The organism is Klebsiella sp. X13 (assembly GCF_003323835.1).
Classification (GTDB): domain Bacteria; phylum Pseudomonadota; class Gammaproteobacteria; order Enterobacterales; family Enterobacteriaceae; genus Klebsiella; species Klebsiella ornithinolytica.
Window position 1 is genome coordinate 4,064,820 of sequence record NZ_CP030874.1, and the last position, 16,703, is coordinate 4,081,522.

General features: G+C 55.5%; 16 protein-coding genes, 1 tRNA gene and 2 pseudogenes. 11 read left to right on the forward strand and 8 right to left on the reverse strand.

Going from position 1 to position 16,703, the window contains the following annotated elements; genetic code table 11:
• Positions 1 to 27 precede the first annotated feature (27 nt).
• Genes DSD31_RS19315 through DSD31_RS19330 form a run of 4 tightly spaced genes read right to left on the reverse strand, consistent with a single transcriptional unit; the run spans position 28 to position 6,344 of the window.
• Complete coding sequence (locus tag DSD31_RS19315) at positions 28 to 1,452, reverse strand: heavy metal sensor histidine kinase (RefSeq protein ID WP_015584996.1); 1,425 nt, start codon at positions 1,450 to 1,452, stop codon at positions 28 to 30.
• The gene (locus tag DSD31_RS19320; protein ID WP_015584997.1) at positions 1,436 to 2,137 is read right to left on the reverse strand and encodes a heavy metal response regulator transcription factor; all 702 of its coding nucleotides are present in this window, start codon (positions 2,135 to 2,137) and stop codon (positions 1,436 to 1,438) included. Before DSD31_RS19320 ends, DSD31_RS19315 begins: the two co-directional genes overlap by 17 nt.
• Entirely contained in the window at positions 2,134 to 5,214 is a 3,081-nt protein-coding gene (locus DSD31_RS19325) for an efflux RND transporter permease subunit (RefSeq protein ID WP_113991260.1), read from the reverse strand. Before DSD31_RS19325 ends, DSD31_RS19320 begins: the two co-directional genes overlap by 4 nt.
• Positions 5,211 to 6,344: an efflux RND transporter periplasmic adaptor subunit gene (locus DSD31_RS19330; RefSeq protein ID WP_048022927.1), complete on the reverse strand. Its 1,134-nt coding sequence runs from the start codon at positions 6,342 to 6,344 to the stop codon at positions 5,211 to 5,213. The genes DSD31_RS19325 and DSD31_RS19330 overlap by 4 nt, the downstream gene beginning before the upstream one ends.
• Positions 6,345 to 6,637: 293 nt before the next feature.
• On the opposite strand from DSD31_RS19330, the gene DSD31_RS26575 reads away from it, so the two are divergent.
• Both DSD31_RS26575 and DSD31_RS26590 read left to right on the forward strand, forming a co-directional pair.
• A complete protein-coding gene (locus DSD31_RS26575; RefSeq protein ID WP_255415993.1) occupies positions 6,638 to 6,769 on the forward strand; it encodes a hypothetical protein in 132 nt (43 codons plus the stop codon).
• A gap of 175 nt (positions 6,770 to 6,944) precedes the next feature.
• A pseudogene (locus DSD31_RS26590) lies at positions 6,945 to 7,139 on the forward strand (hypothetical protein); the annotation flags it as partial.
• Positions 7,140 to 7,159: 20 nt separating this feature from the next.
• Here the strand turns inward: DSD31_RS26590 and DSD31_RS19335 are convergent.
• Positions 7,160 to 7,345: a hypothetical protein gene (locus DSD31_RS19335; protein ID WP_044349760.1), complete on the reverse strand. Its 186-nt coding sequence runs from the start codon at positions 7,343 to 7,345 to the stop codon at positions 7,160 to 7,162.
• Positions 7,346 to 7,387: 42 nt separating this feature from the next.
• On the opposite strand from DSD31_RS19335, the pseudogene DSD31_RS26660 reads away from it, so the two are divergent.
• Positions 7,388 to 7,578: pseudogene (locus DSD31_RS26660) on the forward strand (integrase); the annotation flags it as partial.
• A 17-nt stretch (positions 7,579 to 7,595) separates the two neighbouring features.
• On the opposite strand, the gene DSD31_RS19340 reads toward DSD31_RS26660, so the two are convergent.
• Positions 7,596 to 7,672 (reverse strand) — tRNA-Arg (locus tag DSD31_RS19340).
• A 356-nt stretch (positions 7,673 to 8,028) separates the two neighbouring features.
• Here DSD31_RS19340 and folD point away from each other — a divergent pair.
• Positions 8,029 to 8,895 (forward strand): bifunctional methylenetetrahydrofolate dehydrogenase/methenyltetrahydrofolate cyclohydrolase FolD, encoded by an 867-nt coding sequence (gene folD, locus DSD31_RS19345; protein WP_004858880.1) that lies wholly within the window; start codon positions 8,029 to 8,031, stop codon positions 8,893 to 8,895.
• Between the two features lies 1 nt (position 8,896).
• On the forward strand, positions 8,897 to 9,109 hold the full coding sequence (ybcJ, locus tag DSD31_RS19350) for a ribosome-associated protein YbcJ (RefSeq protein WP_004858878.1): 213 nt from the start codon (positions 8,897 to 8,899) through the stop codon (positions 9,107 to 9,109).
• 89 nt (positions 9,110 to 9,198) lie between these two features.
• On the opposite strand, the gene cysS is transcribed toward ybcJ, so the two are convergent.
• A complete protein-coding gene (gene cysS, locus DSD31_RS19355; protein ID WP_004858875.1) occupies positions 9,199 to 10,584 on the reverse strand; it encodes a cysteine--tRNA ligase in 1,386 nt (461 codons plus the stop codon).
• A 174-nt stretch (positions 10,585 to 10,758) separates the two neighbouring features.
• Between cysS and ppiB the strand changes: the two genes are divergently transcribed.
• The 5 genes from ppiB to mnmH all read left to right on the forward strand — a co-directional run bounded on the left by ppiB (position 10,759) and on the right by mnmH (position 14,934).
• The gene (ppiB, locus tag DSD31_RS19360; protein WP_004858873.1) at positions 10,759 to 11,253 is read left to right on the forward strand and encodes a peptidylprolyl isomerase B; all 495 of its coding nucleotides are present in this window, start codon (positions 10,759 to 10,761) and stop codon (positions 11,251 to 11,253) included.
• A 3-nt stretch (positions 11,254 to 11,256) separates the two neighbouring features.
• A complete protein-coding gene (gene lpxH, locus DSD31_RS19365; protein ID WP_113991261.1) occupies positions 11,257 to 11,979 on the forward strand; it encodes a UDP-2,3-diacylglucosamine diphosphatase in 723 nt (240 codons plus the stop codon).
• A gap of 119 nt (positions 11,980 to 12,098) precedes the next feature.
• On the forward strand, positions 12,099 to 12,608 hold the full coding sequence (purE, locus tag DSD31_RS19375) for a 5-(carboxyamino)imidazole ribonucleotide mutase (protein ID WP_004858870.1): 510 nt from the start codon (positions 12,099 to 12,101) through the stop codon (positions 12,606 to 12,608).
• Positions 12,605 to 13,672 (forward strand): 5-(carboxyamino)imidazole ribonucleotide synthase, encoded by a 1,068-nt coding sequence (gene purK / locus DSD31_RS19380; protein WP_015585002.1) that lies wholly within the window; start codon positions 12,605 to 12,607, stop codon positions 13,670 to 13,672. The genes purE and purK overlap by 4 nt, the downstream gene beginning before the upstream one ends.
• 185 nt (positions 13,673 to 13,857) lie before the next feature.
• A complete protein-coding gene (gene mnmH, locus DSD31_RS19385; RefSeq protein WP_113991262.1) occupies positions 13,858 to 14,934 on the forward strand; it encodes a tRNA 2-selenouridine(34) synthase MnmH in 1,077 nt (358 codons plus the stop codon).
• A gap of 104 nt (positions 14,935 to 15,038) precedes the next feature.
• On the opposite strand, the gene DSD31_RS19390 is transcribed toward mnmH, so the two are convergent.
• Positions 15,039 to 16,184: a porin gene (locus DSD31_RS19390; protein WP_044346317.1), complete on the reverse strand. Its 1,146-nt coding sequence runs from the start codon at positions 16,182 to 16,184 to the stop codon at positions 15,039 to 15,041.
• Between the two features lie 209 nt (positions 16,185 to 16,393).
• On the opposite strand from DSD31_RS19390, the gene DSD31_RS19395 reads away from it, so the two are divergent.
• Positions 16,394 to 16,702: a monooxygenase gene (locus DSD31_RS19395; RefSeq protein WP_004858861.1), complete on the forward strand. Its 309-nt coding sequence runs from the start codon at positions 16,394 to 16,396 to the stop codon at positions 16,700 to 16,702.
• Position 16,703 lies beyond the last annotated feature (1 nt).

Below are 16,703 nucleotides of genomic sequence, written 5' to 3' on the forward strand. Positions count from 1 at the left end.
GTGGATGACTCAGGCTCAACGCCCGGATTACAATTTTGTTCGGTTGAGGGCGCTTTCGTTACGTTCAGGCAGGATCAATGAAAAACAGCTTCCCCGGCGCGGTGTGCTCGTCACAACGATCCTGCCGCCGTGCAGCTCCGCAATGGTTTTGACCAGCGCTAACCCCAGACCGGTGTTCTCTGCGTTGCTACGGGCGTCATCCATTCGGTAGAAACGGTCAAAAATATGCGGTAAATGTTCGGGGCTGATACCTTCACCATTATCTTCAACGCTGAGCACAATCTGGCCATTTTCCCGCCCGGCGCGCAGCACAATTTTACCGCCGGAGGGCGTGTGGCGTAACGCATTGGACAGCAGATTCGACAGCGCACGCTGCAGATGAATAGGGTCAGCGTAAAAATCCACGTCCCCTTCGCTGACCAGGGTGATGTTCTTCTCCTCCGCCAGCACATCATAGAGGTTTATCTGACGAGCAAACTCCGTCGCGCTGGTGAGGTGTTCAAGATGCAGCGGCTCGCGACTATTATCCGCCCGCGCGAGGAACAGCATCGATGAAATCATTCGCGACAGGCGCTCTCCCTCTTCCACAATGGCCGCCAGCGTGTCCCGGTACTCCTCCGCGCTGCGCGCTTTGCTTTGCGTTACGCTGGCGGCGGAGATGAGATTGTTGATGGGGCCACGCAGCTCATGGGCAATATCCGATGAAAAGCGGGTCAGCTGCGTAAAAGAGGCTTCAAGACGGGTCATCATGCCGTCGAAGGATGCCGACAGCGCATTCAGTTCCGATGGCCAACGCTGGCTCGACAGGCGGGTGTGTAACTCCCCGGCGTGGATATGCTCAATCTCCCGGCTCATGGTGCGCAGCGGCAGCAATCCCCTGCGCGCCAGCCAGTAGCCAAGAGCAGAAAAGAGGACCAGCGCCAGCGCCGCGACGATCTGCATTCGTCGCCAGTAGTCTTCAATGATCTCATTGTTTTTTGACACATTCAGCGCCGCCTGGACTCGCCACGGCTGATTATCTTTGAGGATAAACTCCGTTGAGACGATGAGATACTTTTCACTGACGTCGTGGCGGTGATATTTCCACTCGCTGTAGTGGAACTCACTGGACGGGGCCGGAAAATCCTGCTGCGGTACGTGCATATTTTTCGACTGCGCCCAGACCTTACCGCCCGGGCTGATAATCCGCAGCGACAGCCGTTCCTGACGAGCGATGAACTCGAATAGCTCCTGCTGCCAGAGATCCTTCGGCCCCTGGCGCTCGCTGATGGTCGTAGCTATCTCCTGCTGAAAACGCAGCGTACTGCGCAGTTCGTCAACATCCTTCTGCCCGAGCTGGTTACGCATCGTCGAGTACAGCAGGCCGGTCACGCTATACAATACCAGCCCCATGGCGAGGGAGAAGTAGAGCGTCAGCCGCAGCGTTATCGGAAAATTACGCGGAATCAGCATCGTTCCTCTCTTCCAGCACGTATCCCGCGCCGCGGATGGTATGCAGCAGTTTCACCTCATACCCGTCGTCAATTTTGCTACGCAGGCGGCGGACGGCAACATCAATCACGTTGGTCTCCGGGTCAAAATTCATATCCCAGACCTGTTCGGCCAACACGGTACGCGACAGCACTTCGCCACGGCGGCGCATCAGCAGACTCAGCAACAAAAACTCCTTTTGTGTCAACTCAATACGTTTGCCATTACGCGATGCGCGGTGCTTGAGAAAATCGAGTTGCAGATCGCTTATCTGCAGCACAGCCTCCTCGCTGCTGGCAGCATGAGGCGCGCCACGGCGCATAATCACCCGTACTCTCGCCAACAGCTCGCTGAAAGAGAAAGGCTTAATCAGGTAGTCTTCAGCCCCCAGCTCCAGGCCACATACCCGGTCTTCAACGTCATCACGGGCGGTGAGAAACATCACCGGCGTCATCTTTCCCGCCTGGCGGGCCAGCTCCAGGATCTTCCAGCCATTCATGCCGGGCAGCATCACATCGAGGATCGCCAGATCGTAATCGTTAGTCAGCAGAAAGTGTAAACCGTCTACGCCATCGTGCGCGACATCGACCACAAAGTCGTTCTCCCGCAGCCCCTTCGCAATATAGTCCGCCGCCATGGTTTGATCTTCGACCAGCAGTAGTCTCATTGTGCCTCCGTCTGCGGCGTCAGGGCCGCACTTTTCCGCGTAGTTTTCTCAAAGAGAAGATACAGTACTGGGGTAATAAACAGGGTAATCAATTGCGAGAACACTAGCCCACCCACCACAGCAACGCCCATCGGTTGACGCAGCTCCGCCCCCGCCCCCCAGCCAAAAGCAATCGGCAAGGCCCCCATCATGGCGCACAGTGTAGTCATCATAATTGGCCGAAAGCGCTGCATGCAGGCCTGGATAATCGCATCATGGGCGGAAAGCCCGTGGCTTCTTCGCGCCATCAGCGCGAAATCAATCATCATGATGGCATTCTTTTTCACAATACCTATCAGCAGCAAAATACCGATCATCGCAATAAACGTGAGATCCATGTTCATCAGCCGCAGCGCCAGCAGCGCTCCGACGGCCGCAGATGGCAACCCGAGGAGAATCGTCAGCGGATGAATCCAGCTTTCATAGAGCACGCCGAGGATAACGTAGATAACCGCCAGCGCCATCACGATAAGCCATATCTGGCTGCTCTGCGACTGTTGATATAGCGCCGCCTGCCCGGCGTAACTGCCGATAACCGCATTCGGCAGCGCAATCTCTTGCTGGATCTCGGCTATCGTTCGAGTGGCGTCCGAGAGCGACTTGCCCGGCGCCAGGTCGAAGGAAATCGTGATCGCCGGTAGCTGCCCCTGATGGTTTACCGCTGTCACCCCCTGCCCACGGGTAATCCGGGTAAAAGTGGTGACCGGCAGCAAGGTGTTCGCGGAGGAACGCACGTAGATTTTCGCTAAATCACTCTCATTTTGACGGAACGCGCTATTCACCTCCATGATCACCTCGTAGCTATCTTCCGGAGCGTAGATCGTCGAAACCTGCTGGGTACCAAAAGCGGCATACAGATTATTGCGGATCTGATCGATGTCGACGCCCATCAGCGAGGCTTTAGCGCGATCAATTTGCAGCCGGGCCTGAAGTCCGTTGAGTTCGGCATCACTGTTAACGCCAACAAAGACCCCACTCTGTTTCATCCCCGTCATCAGCTTATCGGCCCACGTATTAAGCGAAAGCCCACCGCTGCTGTTTACCGACTGCAGGGTATACTGGTAGCTGCTTTTCGACGATCGCCCGCCCACCTTGAGGTTTTGCACCGGGCTGTAAAACACGGTGATTCCAGGCAAATAGCGGGTTTCGGCGCGCATTTGCTGCACCACCTGCGCCATCGGCGGGCGCTGTGCGGCATCTTTCAGGGTCAGCATCAGTTGGGTCGTATCGTGATCAACCTTGGTGACAATATCGCTGACCGCCGGATCCGCCTGCAGCGTTTTTCCGATCCGCTGTGCCACCGCCAGCCGTCCGGCATAGGACATATCCTGCGGGGCATCGATGTTGGCGGCGATCTGACCAATATCTTCCTGGGGGAAAAAGCCTTTTGGCGCGTTCAGGTAAAGCACGACGCTGAGCACCACTGTCGCCACCGCAGTCAGCACCATAACCGCTTTGTGCGCTACCGCCCACTCCAGCGCACGGCCATATGCCTGGCGCAGCGTTTCAAAACCGTGATCAAAGTGACGACTCCAGGCCGGCGCACGGTAAGCGGTGTTATGCTGTCTGACCAGCAACGGCACCAGCAGAGGAATAATCGTTAGCGAGGCGGCCGCTGACACCAGAATCGCCAGCGAGACGACCCAGGCAAACTCGTGGAATAACAGTCCCAGAGTACCGGGCATCAGGAAAATCGGAATAAAGACCGCCACCAACGACAGCGATATTGAGACGACGGTAAATGCCACTTCGCGAACGCCCAGCAGCGCCGCCCGCCATGGAGACTCCCCCTCCTCCCGGTAACGCATGATATTCTCCAGCACCACGATGGCATCATCGACCACCAGCCCGACGGCAATGGTCAGCCCCATCAGCGAAATGTTGTCGAGACTCATACCGAGTAAATACATCAGCGCAAAGGCACCGAGCAGTGAAACCGGCACGCTCAACGCCGGGATCAGCGTGGCGCGCAGATTACGCAAAAACAACAGGATAACCAGGATAACCAGCGCAATCGTCAGCAGCAGGGTGATGTTAACGTCATGAATCGCCTGGCGAATTGACAGGGAACGATCGTTGAGCAACTGCATTTTTACCGAAGGGGGCATCTGCGACTGCAGGCGCGGAAGCAGCTGTTTTATCGCGTCGATGGTCGAGACAATATTTGCTCCAGGTTGACGGTTAATGCTCAGTACAATCGCCGTATGACCATTGACCGCGCTATAGCTCAGGGCGTTCTCAATACTGTCTTCGACGCTGGCGACATCGGAAAGTCGCACCGGCTGGCCGTTGCGGGTCGCGATAATCACACTGGCAAAGTCTGCGGCATTTCTCAAATCCCCCTGAGTCTGTAGCATCATCATCTGCCGTCTGCCGTCCAGTTCACCAACCGGTGAATTCGCATTGGCCGATTTCAGGGCCGACTGTACATCGGTCAACGTCAGGTTCGTCGCCGCCAGGCGGTCGGGATCAATTTCAACCCGAACGGCATAGCGTTTTTGGCCAATGACGTTCACTTCCGCCACCCCTTTGATGGTCGATAGCGCCGGTGAGATAAGATCGTCGCTGTAGCGGTTCAGGTCAGAGAGCGTCATTGACGGTGAATCGATACCGATCGTCGCAATCGGCGCATCGGCCGGGTTGACCTTGCGAAACGACGGCGGCGTAGTCATCTGCGCAGGTAGATTCTTCATCGTCTGATACAGAGCCGACTGAACATCAACGGCCGCGGAGTCGATATTTACCGAGGGATCGAACGCCAGCACGATGGTCGTCGCGCCCTGCAGGCTGGTTGAGGTCAACAACGACAGGCCTTGAATCGTCGCGAGGTTCTTTTCCAGCGATGTCGCTACCGATGAGGCCATCGTTTCAGGACTGGCGCCGGATAGCGAAGCGTTAACGCGAATCGTTGGCATATCAAACGACGGCAGCGCCGCGACCGGCAGTTTTGTCCAGCAGATAGCACCGGTAACAATCACCGCCAGCCATAGCAACATCACTGCAATCGGTCGAGACAGACAGACTTCAGCCAGCTTCATTGCACACGCTCCGCCTGCCCCGCCGCCTTCGCTACGGCGACGTGCACCCCAGGACGCAGGTTATTGCTTCCTTCAACCACTACCCGGGTCCCCTGACTCACGCCTTCGACCACCGCCATCTGCTGCTGAATACGCAGCAGATTCACCGGCTGCGTCGCCGCCTGACTGTGGCTATCAATAAGGTAGACGAAGTGTCCCTGTGGCCCGTTCTGGATCGCCTGCGGCGGCAGCACCACAACCTGCTGCGTTCCGGCCTCGACGTTGACATGCTGAAATGTCCCCGGCCACAGCAGACGATCCGCGTTGGCAAAACGCGCCTTCAGCGCAATGGTTCCGCTCTCGGTGCTGACAGTGTTGTCGATAAAATCGAGGGTGCCGGCAATTTTTACACCTTTCGCGTTATCGACCAGCACCCTGACAGGACCCTGGGTCTGCGCCGCCAGTACGGCATTGAGATCATTTTCCGGGAGCGTAAACGCGACTCCCACCGGATCAAATTGATTCACGGTGACCAGCGGTTGACTGCTGCCCGGCTGCACCAGGCTACCGGGATGCACATTGAGCGCGCCGGTTTTGCCGCTCACCGGGGCATAAATCCGCGTATAGCCCAGCTGCGCTTCGGCACTAAGAATATCTTCCTGTGCCGCCTGCACCTGGGCCGCATATTGTTGCCGGGTACTGAGCAAAGTGTCCCAGTCGGAGGCAGAAATATAGTTCTGCGCCTTCAGCGCACGTCCGCGGGCCAGATCCCGCTGCGCTTTGTCCAGCTGCGATTGCGCCTGCATCCGGGACGCCTGGTCCCGATGCAAGGTTGCCTGTTGCGTGGAATCATCAAGAGTAAACAGCAGCTGTCCCTGCTGGACAAACGCCCCTTCCTGAAACGCCACGCGCTTAACCGTTCCGGTAATTTGCGATTGAATATCAACCTGATTAAGCGAGACCACATGTCCTTGCGTCGTCAGACTCAGCGGAAGCGAGGTAAGCTGCGCCGATGATAAACTCACCAGCGGCGGCGGCGCGTTTTTCGCAGAGGCCGACAGGGCATTCTGGCGGAAAAAAAGCAGATATAGCGCCAGGGCGCCAGCCAGCAAAAGGATGACCGGAAAGAGTCTGATGCGTAATACGTTCATGGCTATATGCCGTCAGAAAAACAGTCATACCAGTCTACTCATCGCCGCCCGACAAAAAGGCGCCAGCCGAATGACAATTTTGTCATCTGCGTGCAGCATCCCTGCTTTCCGAAATCGGCAAAAATGGATAACGCGAGCGGTTTTTATACCCGTTTGATAAATGCAATAGACGCATAAAAAAGATAATATTAATCCCCTACATCAGAACGGTCTTAGGCCGGATGTAATATTTAATCGCCGCAGAGCGAACCTGCAATAACCATCGCATTACCGTTTCAGGCAAGGTTTAACAAATGAAAAAAATCATAGTAATAATTCTGGTTGCCGCGTTTGGCGTCATGTCGGTTTCTGCAATCGCCTGTCCGAAAGGCACCCATCCGCATGGCGGAACAGGTTCACATCATGCTGGCGGTACCTGTTATTAATCATTATGGCGACCGTGGTCGCCATTTTTAATAACGACAATTCTGCGTTCGCTTACTGAAATCGACTAACAAGTTAATAAAATTATACATCTCCCCAAATGCATCTCCCTATATTTTTCCATGGTCTGACATTGACTATTTATCATGCAATGTTGATTCTGGAGGGTTCTCATAATGGACCAGTGCAAATAACTTTACCCGGATGGCATTTAATCAGGAAAAATTCATTACGGATTAAATCTGGGGTGAGCTCATTCAGATAATCAATTTCATGTACAGTGCTGAAGGTAAGGAATCTGAACACAGCCAGGCTCTGGATTGCTGGAGAACAAGGTTGATGCCAATCCGTCCGACCTCATCGACTGGCCTACTGATGAGGAGGGTATGATTCTACATATAACGTTCAAACTGCCACGCTGCGATGGCCACCAGCATGCACAAAACGATGAGGACAACGCCCAGCACCCTGCGTCTCGAACAGAGAGCCACCCCTGCAGAAAGACCAAGTAATGTCAGCGTGACGGGCCAGCCAGCAATTGCCGTCAGGTAGGCCACAATCAGGTAGTCCTTTATCAATTCACTTTCCTCTAACTAGATTGTCTGGTCGAACCGATGGCCGCCAGTTGGCTAATTCAGTCTGGCGTTCCGCTTTCTGTTCTACAGGCAGTGGGAACACGTAGAGATGATACGCAAAGATGCCACCTGACACCTCACCATTTCACGGAGCTGAGCGATAAATTGACGCCATTTTTGCAGAAGATGTCCCAAATATGTCCCACGAGGAAAAATCAGCGACTGGAGGAAGTTGATAACTGTTGATTTTGAATGGTACGCCCTACAGGGTTCGAACCTGTGACCTACGGCTTAGAAGGCCGTTGCTCTATCCAGCTGAGCTAAGGGCGCACTGAAATGCGGATGCTTCGACGAGTGAAACCGCCTGGAATTATACGGTCAACGCTCAGTGAGTCAATGCATTTTGCCATCAAACTGCGGCAGCATAACTAACTTGCCTACATATAAAACAAAGGTTGTGCAAAGATCGCCCGGCGCCGGTTTTCAGTACTGATACATCGGCGATAACAATAAAGAGTCCTGACGCCCCCAAAATGCCCCCAATAGCCCTTTAAACAGCGGTGTTTTTAGCCCTGAGTTTGCTCAAAGAGGGATAAAAACTCAAACGAGGACTGACAGCGAGGCTGGCTTCTGACAAAATATCCGCATCCCCCTTTCGATACGATACAGATGGAATCCTCTCTCTGATGGCAGCAAAAATTATTGACGGTAAAACGATTGCGCAGCAGGTACGCTCTGAGGTTGCGGAAAAAGTGAAGGCCCGCACTGCGGCCGGAAAACGCGCCCCAGGGTTAGCCGTTGTACTGGTCGGCAGTAACCCGGCGTCGCAGATTTATGTCGGCAGCAAGCGCAAAGCGTGTGAAGAGGTGGGATTTGTCTCCCGCTCATACGATCTCCCGGAAACCACCAGCGAGGCGGAATTACTGGAGCTTATTGATACGCTGAATGCCGATACCACTATCGACGGTATTCTGGTACAGCTGCCGCTGCCTGCCGGAATTGATAACGTGAAAGTACTGGAGCGTATCGCCCCGGACAAAGATGTTGACGGTTTCCACCCCTACAACGTCGGCCGCCTGTGCCAGCGCGCCCCGCGTCTGCGCCCGTGCACACCGCGCGGAATCGTCACTCTGCTTGAGCGTTACAATATCGACACCTATGGCCTGAACGCCGTGGTGATTGGCGCATCGAACATCGTCGGCCGTCCGATGAGCATGGAACTGCTGCTGGCGGGCTGCACGACTACCGTGACCCACCGCTTCACCCGGAATTTGCGTCAGCATGTTGAAAATGCTGACCTGCTGATTGTTGCGGTCGGTAAACCGGGCTTTATTCCGGGCGAGTGGATCAAAGAAGGCGCCATCGTTGTGGATGTCGGTATTAACCGTCTGGAAAGCGGCAAAGTGGTCGGAGACGTCGTCTTTGAAGATGCCGCAGAACGCGCGTCATACATTACGCCAGTCCCGGGCGGCGTTGGCCCGATGACCGTTGCTACACTGATTCAAAACACGCTACAGGCGTGCGAAGAATATCACGACATTCAGGAGGCCTGAGATGGCGAATTTTTCTCTGGGCAAACACCCACACGTTGAACTGTGCGATCTGCTGAAGCTGGAAGGCTGGAGTGAGAGCGGCGCGCAGGCAAAAATAGCGATTGCCGATGGCCTGGTGAAGGTGGATGGCGCGGTAGAAACCCGTAAACGCTGCAAAATCGTCGCCGGTCAGACGGTGAGTTTTGAAGGCCAGAGCGTCACCGTTACCGCCTGATCCTGCTTAATGAACGATCGCCACCTCCACAGGAGGTGGTTTAAGATTGATCATAAAAACGCCCGGCAAGCCGGGCGTTTTTTTATTGCTTACTTCCGGCGCCAGGTGGTTCCCTGCGGGCCGTCCTCCAGCACGATCCCCATCTCATTGAGACGGTCACGCGCCGCATCCGCAGCGGCCCAGTCTTTCGCTTTACGCGCATCCAGACGCTGCTGAATCAGCCGCTCGATTTCCGCAACTTCACCGTCGTCAGCCTGCGCACCGCTTTGCAGGAAGACATCCGGCTCCTGCTCAAGCAGCCCCAGCACGCCGGAGAGCTTGCGCATATGAGCGGCCATGGCGTTAGCCGCGGCGACATCTTCCGTCTTCAGGCGGTTGACTTCACGCGCCATATCGAACAGCACGGAATAGGCTTCCGGGGTATTGAAATCGTCATCCATCGCTTCAATAAAGCGCGCTTCGAAGGCGTCGCCGCCGGCCGGCTCTACCGATTTGTCGGTACCGCGCAGCGCGGTATACAGACGCTCCAGCGCAGAACGCGCCTGCTTGAGGTTTTCTTCGCTGTAGTTCAGCTGGCTACGATAGTGGCCGGACATCAGGAAATAGCGAATGGTCTCCGCATCGTAGTACTTCAGCACGTCGCGTACGGTAAAGAAATTGCCCAGCGATTTTGACATTTTCTCGCGGTCAACCATCACCATCCCGGAGTGCATCCAGTAGTTAACGTATTCCCCGTCGTGAGCACAGGTGGACTGGGCTATTTCGTTTTCATGATGCGGGAACATCAGATCCGAACCGCCGCCATGGATATCAAAATGGTTGCCCAGCTGTTTGCAGTTCATCGCCGAACATTCAATGTGCCAGCCAGGACGACCGTTGCCCCACGGCGACGGCCAGCTTGGCTCGCCCTCTTTCGACATTTTCCACAGCACGAAGTCCATCGGGTTACGCTTGACGTCAACGACATCCACGCGGGCGCCGGCCTGCAGCTGGTCCAGATCCTGGCGCGACAGCTGCCCGTAATTCGGATCGGTCGGTACCGAGAACATCACATCCCCGTTGTCCGCCACGTACGCATGACCGCGGGCGATCAGTTGTTCAGTGATTTCAATGATCTCGGGAATATGATGGGTGGCGCGAGGCTCCATATCCGGACGCAGAATATTCAGCGCATCGAAATCATTGTGCATTTCGGCAATCATGCGATCGACCAGCGCGACAAAGCTTTCGCCGTTCTCATTAGCACGCTTAATGATTTTATCGTCGATATCGGTAATGTTGCGCACGTACTTCAGCTTATAGCCGAGAAAACGCAGGTAGCGGGCAACCACGTCAAAAGAGACGAAAGTACGGCCATGGCCGATGTGACAGAGATCGTAAACGGTAATTCCACACACGTACATGCCCACTTCCCCGGCATGGATAGGCTTAAACTCTTCTTTTTGGCGCGTCAGTGTATTAAAAATTTTTAACATCGAAGATTCCGTGTAGACGTGTGTGAATATCAGGTCGCGTATTCTAACCTTAATTCAACCCCGAAGCAGCACACAATGCAAGGTGATCGAACCCGGCGGTTATGCTATAACAGCCCCCTATGTCACGCCCAACTTTGGGTTTAAGCACCACAATCATCGGAACAGGATGCAAAAATGGTTACTTTCCACACTAATCATGGCGATATCGTCATCAAAACCTTTGACGACAAAGCGCCGGAAACAGTTAAAAACTTCCTGGATTACTGCCGCGAAGGTTTCTACAACAACACCATTTTCCACCGTGTTATCAACGGTTTCATGATCCAGGGCGGCGGCTTTGAGCCAGGCATGGAGCAGAAAACCACCAAATCCCCGATCCAGAACGAAGCCAACAACGGTCTGAAAAACACCCGCGGTACTCTGGCCATGGCCCGTACTCAGGCACCTCACTCCGCCACCGCGCAGTTCTTCATTAACGTTGTCGATAACGACTTCCTGAACTTCTCCGGTGAAAACCTGCAGGGTTGGGGCTACTGCGTCTTTGCCGAAGTGGTTGAAGGTATGGACGTGGTCGACAAAATCAAAGCGGTGGCTACCGGCCGCAGCGGCATGCATCAGGATGTGCCGAAAGAAGATGTGGTGATCAAAAGCGTCACCGTCAGCGAGTAATTAGTGGCGACACTTTTTATTGCGGATTTGCATCTGCAAACAGAAGAACCGGCGATCACCGCCGGTTTTCTACGCTTTTTAGCCGGCGAAGCCCGCGAGGCGGACGCGCTGTATATCCTTGGCGATCTGTTTGAAGCCTGGATTGGCGATGACGATCCGAACCCGCTGCATCAGCAAATCGCCTCGGCAATCAACGCATTAACTCAATCCGGCGTGCCCTGCTATTTTGTTCACGGCAACCGCGACTTTCTCGTGGGCCAGCGCTTCGCACACGCCTGCGGGATGCGGCTGCTGGCGGAAGAAAACGTGCTCGATCTGTATGGCCGTCGGGTCCTGATCATGCACGGCGATACGCTGTGCACCGACGATCCGGGCTATCTGGCTTTTCGTGCCAAAGTCCATACACCGTGGATTCAGCGTCTGTTCCTTGCCCTGCCGCTGTTTATTCGCCGCCGTATCGCCGCCAGAATGCGCGCCGACAGCAAAGCGGCCAACAGCAGCAAGTCGCTGGAAATCATGGATGTCAATCCGCAGGCCGTGGTCGACGCGCTGGAAAGACATCAGGTGCAGTGGCTGATTCACGGTCACACGCATCGCCCTGCCGTCCACCCGCTAGAGGCCAACGGCAAACCGGCATTTCGCGTCGTCCTCGGCGCCTGGCACAGCGAAGGGTCGATGGTCAAAGTCAGCAAAGACGACGTTGAGCTGATCGCATTCCCGTTTTAATTTCCAGCGCATTTTCACCCCATCACCGGTGACGCAACCGTTTTCCTTGCCGAAAGATCATGTTATTCTCTGTGGCCTCTAAAGCAGTGTGAAGCACACCCACAGGAGTTTTAAGACGCATGTCTTCCCGCAATAATTCGGCGCGTATCGCCATCGTGATGGGGTCCAAAAGCGACTGGGCTACCATGCAGTTTACCGCAGAAATCCTTGATGCCCTGAACGTTCCGTACCATGTTGAAGTGGTCTCCGCACACCGGACGCCCGATAAGCTGTTTAGCTTTGCCGAAGACGCGGAAAGCAACGGTTATCAGGTGATTATTGCCGGCGCGGGCGGCGCGGCGCATCTGCCGGGCATGATTGCGGCGAAAACTCTGGTGCCGGTATTAGGTGTGCCGGTGCAAAGCGCGGCGTTAAGCGGCGTAGACAGTCTCTACTCTATTGTTCAGATGCCGCGCGGAATTCCCGTCGGCACGCTGGCCATCGGCAAAGCCGGTGCCGCCAATGCGGCCCTGCTGGCGGCGCAGATTCTGGCGGTGCACGATGCCGAACTGCATCAGCGCCTGAGCGCCTGGCGCCAGGCCCAGACCGATGAGGTGCTGGAGAATCCGGATCCGCGGGGTGCGGCATGAAGCAGGTTTGCATCCTTGGCAACGGCCAGCTAGGCCGGATGCTGCGCCAGGCCGGTGAACCGCTGGGTATCGCCGTCTGGCCAGTCGGTCTGGAAGCCGATCCTGAAGCGGTGCCGTTTCAGCAAAGCGTGATCACTGCCGAAATCGAACGTTGGCCGGAAACGGCGCTCACGCGTGAACTGGCGCGCCACCCGGCGTTTGTTAACCGCGATGTGTTCCCGATCATTGCCGACCGTCTGACGCAAAAACAGCTGTTTGATAAGCTGGAGCTCGCCACCGCGCCGTGGCAGCTGCTGGCAGATAAAAGCGAGTGGCCGGCGGTATTCGCACGTCTGGGCGAACTGGCTATCGTTAAGCGTCGCGTGGGCGGTTACGATGGTCGCGGCCAATGGCGACTGCGCGAAAACGACATTGCGCAGCTGCCGGATGAAAACTATGGCGAATGTATTGTTGAGCAAGGCATCAACTTTTCCGCCGAAGTGTCGCTGGTTGGCGCCCGCGCGCAGGATGGCAGCACGGTGTTCTACCCGCTTACCCGCAACCTGCACCAGGAGGGCATTCTGCGTACCAGCGTCGCCTTCCCGCAGGCCAATGCCCGCCAGCAGGACCAGGCGGAAAGCATGCTTACCGCCATTATGAACGAGCTGAACTACGTGGGCGTGATGGCGATGGAGTGTTTTGTCACCGCTGACGGCCTGCTGATTAACGAGCTGGCGCCACGCGTGCACAACAGCGGTCACTGGACCCAGAACGGGGCCTCGATCAGCCAGTTCGAACTGCATCTGCGGGCGATTACCGGCCTGCCGCTGCCGCCGCCGGTAGTGAACAGCCCTTCGGTGATGATCAACCTGATCGGTAGCGATCTGAACTACGACTGGCTGAAGCTGCCGCTGGTGCATCTGCACTGGTACGACAAAGAAGTGCGTCCGGGGCGCAAAGTGGGTCACCTTAACCTGACCGACAGCGATACCGACCGCCTGAGCGCCACGCTGGAAGCCTTAAAACCTATTCTGCCGCCGGAGTACGCCAGCGGTATCTTCTGGGCGCAATCCCAGCTGGCTTAACCCTCCTGACACATTCTGGCGCCCGGCGCATCCGCCGCCTGTGCGCCCGAATGAAAACGGCTATTTGCCGGGGAATTGATCTTCGCCCTTCCCCGGCAGACATTCAGGCGCGTAGAATCCCCTCCTTGCTTTAAAGATTTTCTTATTTTAAAGACGCTTTCAGTTTGACTTCAGAAGGATGACCCATGAAAAATGGGACGGATTACCGCACCATTCTCACGGCGGACACGCCAATCATTGACGTCCGCGCCCCGATCGAATTCCGCCAAAGCGCACTTCCTGCGGCACTGAATCTGCCGCTGATGGACGACGCCGAACGCGCCGCCGTCGGCACCTGCTATAAACGACACGGCGCGGACGCGGCATTAGCGCTGGGCCATCAGTTAGTCAACGGCGAGGTGCGGGAAAAGCGTCTCGCCGCATGGCGTGATGCCTGTTTACGTTATCCGCAGGGCTATCTGTGCTGCGCCCGCGGTGGCCAGCGTTCGCACATCGTGCAACAGTGGCTACATGAGGCCGGCATCGAGTACCCGCTGATCGTCGGCGGCTATAAGGCGCTGCGCCAGTCCGCTATCCAGTTCACCGAAGAGCTGGTCCAACGCCCGATAGTGCTGATCGGCGGCTGTACCGGCAACGGCAAGACCCAGCTGGTCTGCTCCCGACCCGACGGTATCGATCTGGAGGGGCTCGCCCACCATCGCGGCTCATCGTTCGGCCGCACGTTGCGTGACCAGCACGCCCAGGCAACATTTGAAAACCATCTGGCGGTGGCGATGTTGAAAAAAGCCGGGCAGCATCGTCGCTGGGTGCTGGAAGATGAAGGACATATGATCGGCGCGAACCACCTGCCGGAATGCATGCGTGAGCGCATGGCGCAATCGCCGCTGGCGGTAGTGGAAGACCCGTTTGAGATCCGCCTGGAGCGCCTGCGGGAAGAGTATTTTGACCGTATGCACCGTGATTTTATTGATGCTTACGGTGAAGAGAAAGGCTGGCAGGAGTACAGCGAATACCTGCATCACGGTCTGTTTGCCATTCGCCGTCGCCTGGGACTACAGCGTTTTGCCCAGCTCACCGCCCTGCTTGACGAGGCGCTGGCTTCGCAGCAGCGAGATGCTACGACCGATGCCCATTTTGCCTGGCTGGTGCCGCTGTTGAAAGAGTACTACGACCCGATGTATCGCTATCAGCTGAGCAAAAAAGCGGAAAAAATTATCTTTCGCGGCAGCTGGAATGACGTCGCCTCCTGGTTGACGAAGTAATCAAATTCCCTACAGCCCCGGCTTGCGGCGTCGACGCCTTAGCCGGGGCTACGGGTGAGCCTGTAACCCCGGTAAGCGCAGCGCCACCGGGGAGTCGCAGCCGCTTAGAAGTCGTAGCGCAGACGCACCAGGTTCATATCGCCCAGGTTGTCGGTGCTGGACGTAAAGACGTGCTCATAATCAACGCGGAAACCGTAATCCAGCTGGAAGCTGATCCCCAGCCCGTTATCAATTCGCTGATAGTTACGGCCGTTGACGTACTCCAGGCGATCGCCCATAAAGTACGGCTGAATCGTTTTCACCGCGTACTGACCAATCGGGAAGGTATAACCGGCGAAGTACTCAATCCCCCAGGCATCCCCGGCGAAATAGTCGTAAACATCGGTTTTCTTCGTGGTCATAAAGTTCTGATACCAGCCGCCACCGAAGGAGAAGGTCCAGTTATCCGGTTTCCAGCTCAGCGCCGTACCGAGGATATTCTGATCATAGGTTTTGTTGTCTGCTGTTGACGGGTCGCGCATCTCGGCACGGGTGTAGTTCCACGCGGTCCCCCAGGTCAGGTCCTTAGTGATGTGATAATCCACGCCCACGGAACCGCCGCCTTTACGTTTATAGCGCAGGCCATTGCCCGGCAGATATTCATTATCTTCAAACAAATAGGAGGCATAGAGGTCAACGTCACCCGCCGTTTTCTTATATTTCAGCATATTACGGGAACGATACGAACCATCGTAGTCGCCGTTGATGCCGTTACCCGGCGCCTGGGCGATCATGTCGTAATCCCAGATATCGGTTTTCGCCCCAACCACATCATAGTAAATACTGTTTTGCTGACCGTAGGTTAGTGTCCCCCAGGTGTCGCTCTTCAGCCCGGTGTACAACATACGGCGGCTCGTATTATTGGCGCCTTCCGCATAGTGGTTATCCCAGTCAAACAACGCCGGAATATTGACCCCCAGCTCGTAATAGCTGATCCAGCTAATATCATCAAACAGATAATAATCAGCGGCGAAGCGGAAACGGGTCCCGCCATCAAAACCATTACGTTTATAAGACCCTTTATCGCCGTCGCCGGACATCATGTTGAACTGCGGACGAATACTCCCGCCGACGGTAAAGTTGAGGCGGCTCAGCGGATCTCCGGCCTGCGGGTCCTGTTTCAGTAACGTAATCTCTGCCTGGGATGCGAAAGAGGTTAACGCCAGTGCTGCGCCGATCGTCACCGCCAGCGCTTTTATTTTATGTGCCATGCTTTTTCCTTGAGTAATAAGCAACCTTATAGTTTCCAGCTGAATATTAACCGTGATTTGGCATGACGTGTTGTTGGGTTTTTAATGTTTAGTGCTGTTAAAAATCAGTGAGTTATCATTTTGTGCGTTTAAAAAGTCAGCGATTATCATTTCATCGTTCTGTCATTAAAATGAAGTACTGCCGCTCAAACATTATCCATGGAGGAAGCATGTCGAAAAAACTACTGCAGCTGCACTTTGCCTTTAACGGCCCCTTCGGCAGCGAGATGTCCCGCCAGCTCGTGGAGCTGGCCGAGTCCATCAATCAGGAGCCGGGGTTTATCTGGAAGGTCTGGACTGAAAGCGAAAAGAACCACGAAGCGGGCGGGATCTATCTTTTCGAGGATGAAGAGACCGCCCTCGCTTATCTCAATAAGCATACCGCGCGCCTGAAATCACTCGGCGTTGATGAGGTTATCGGCAAAGTTTTCGACGTCAATGAACCGCTCACCGCGCTGAACCACGGTCATCTGCAATAGC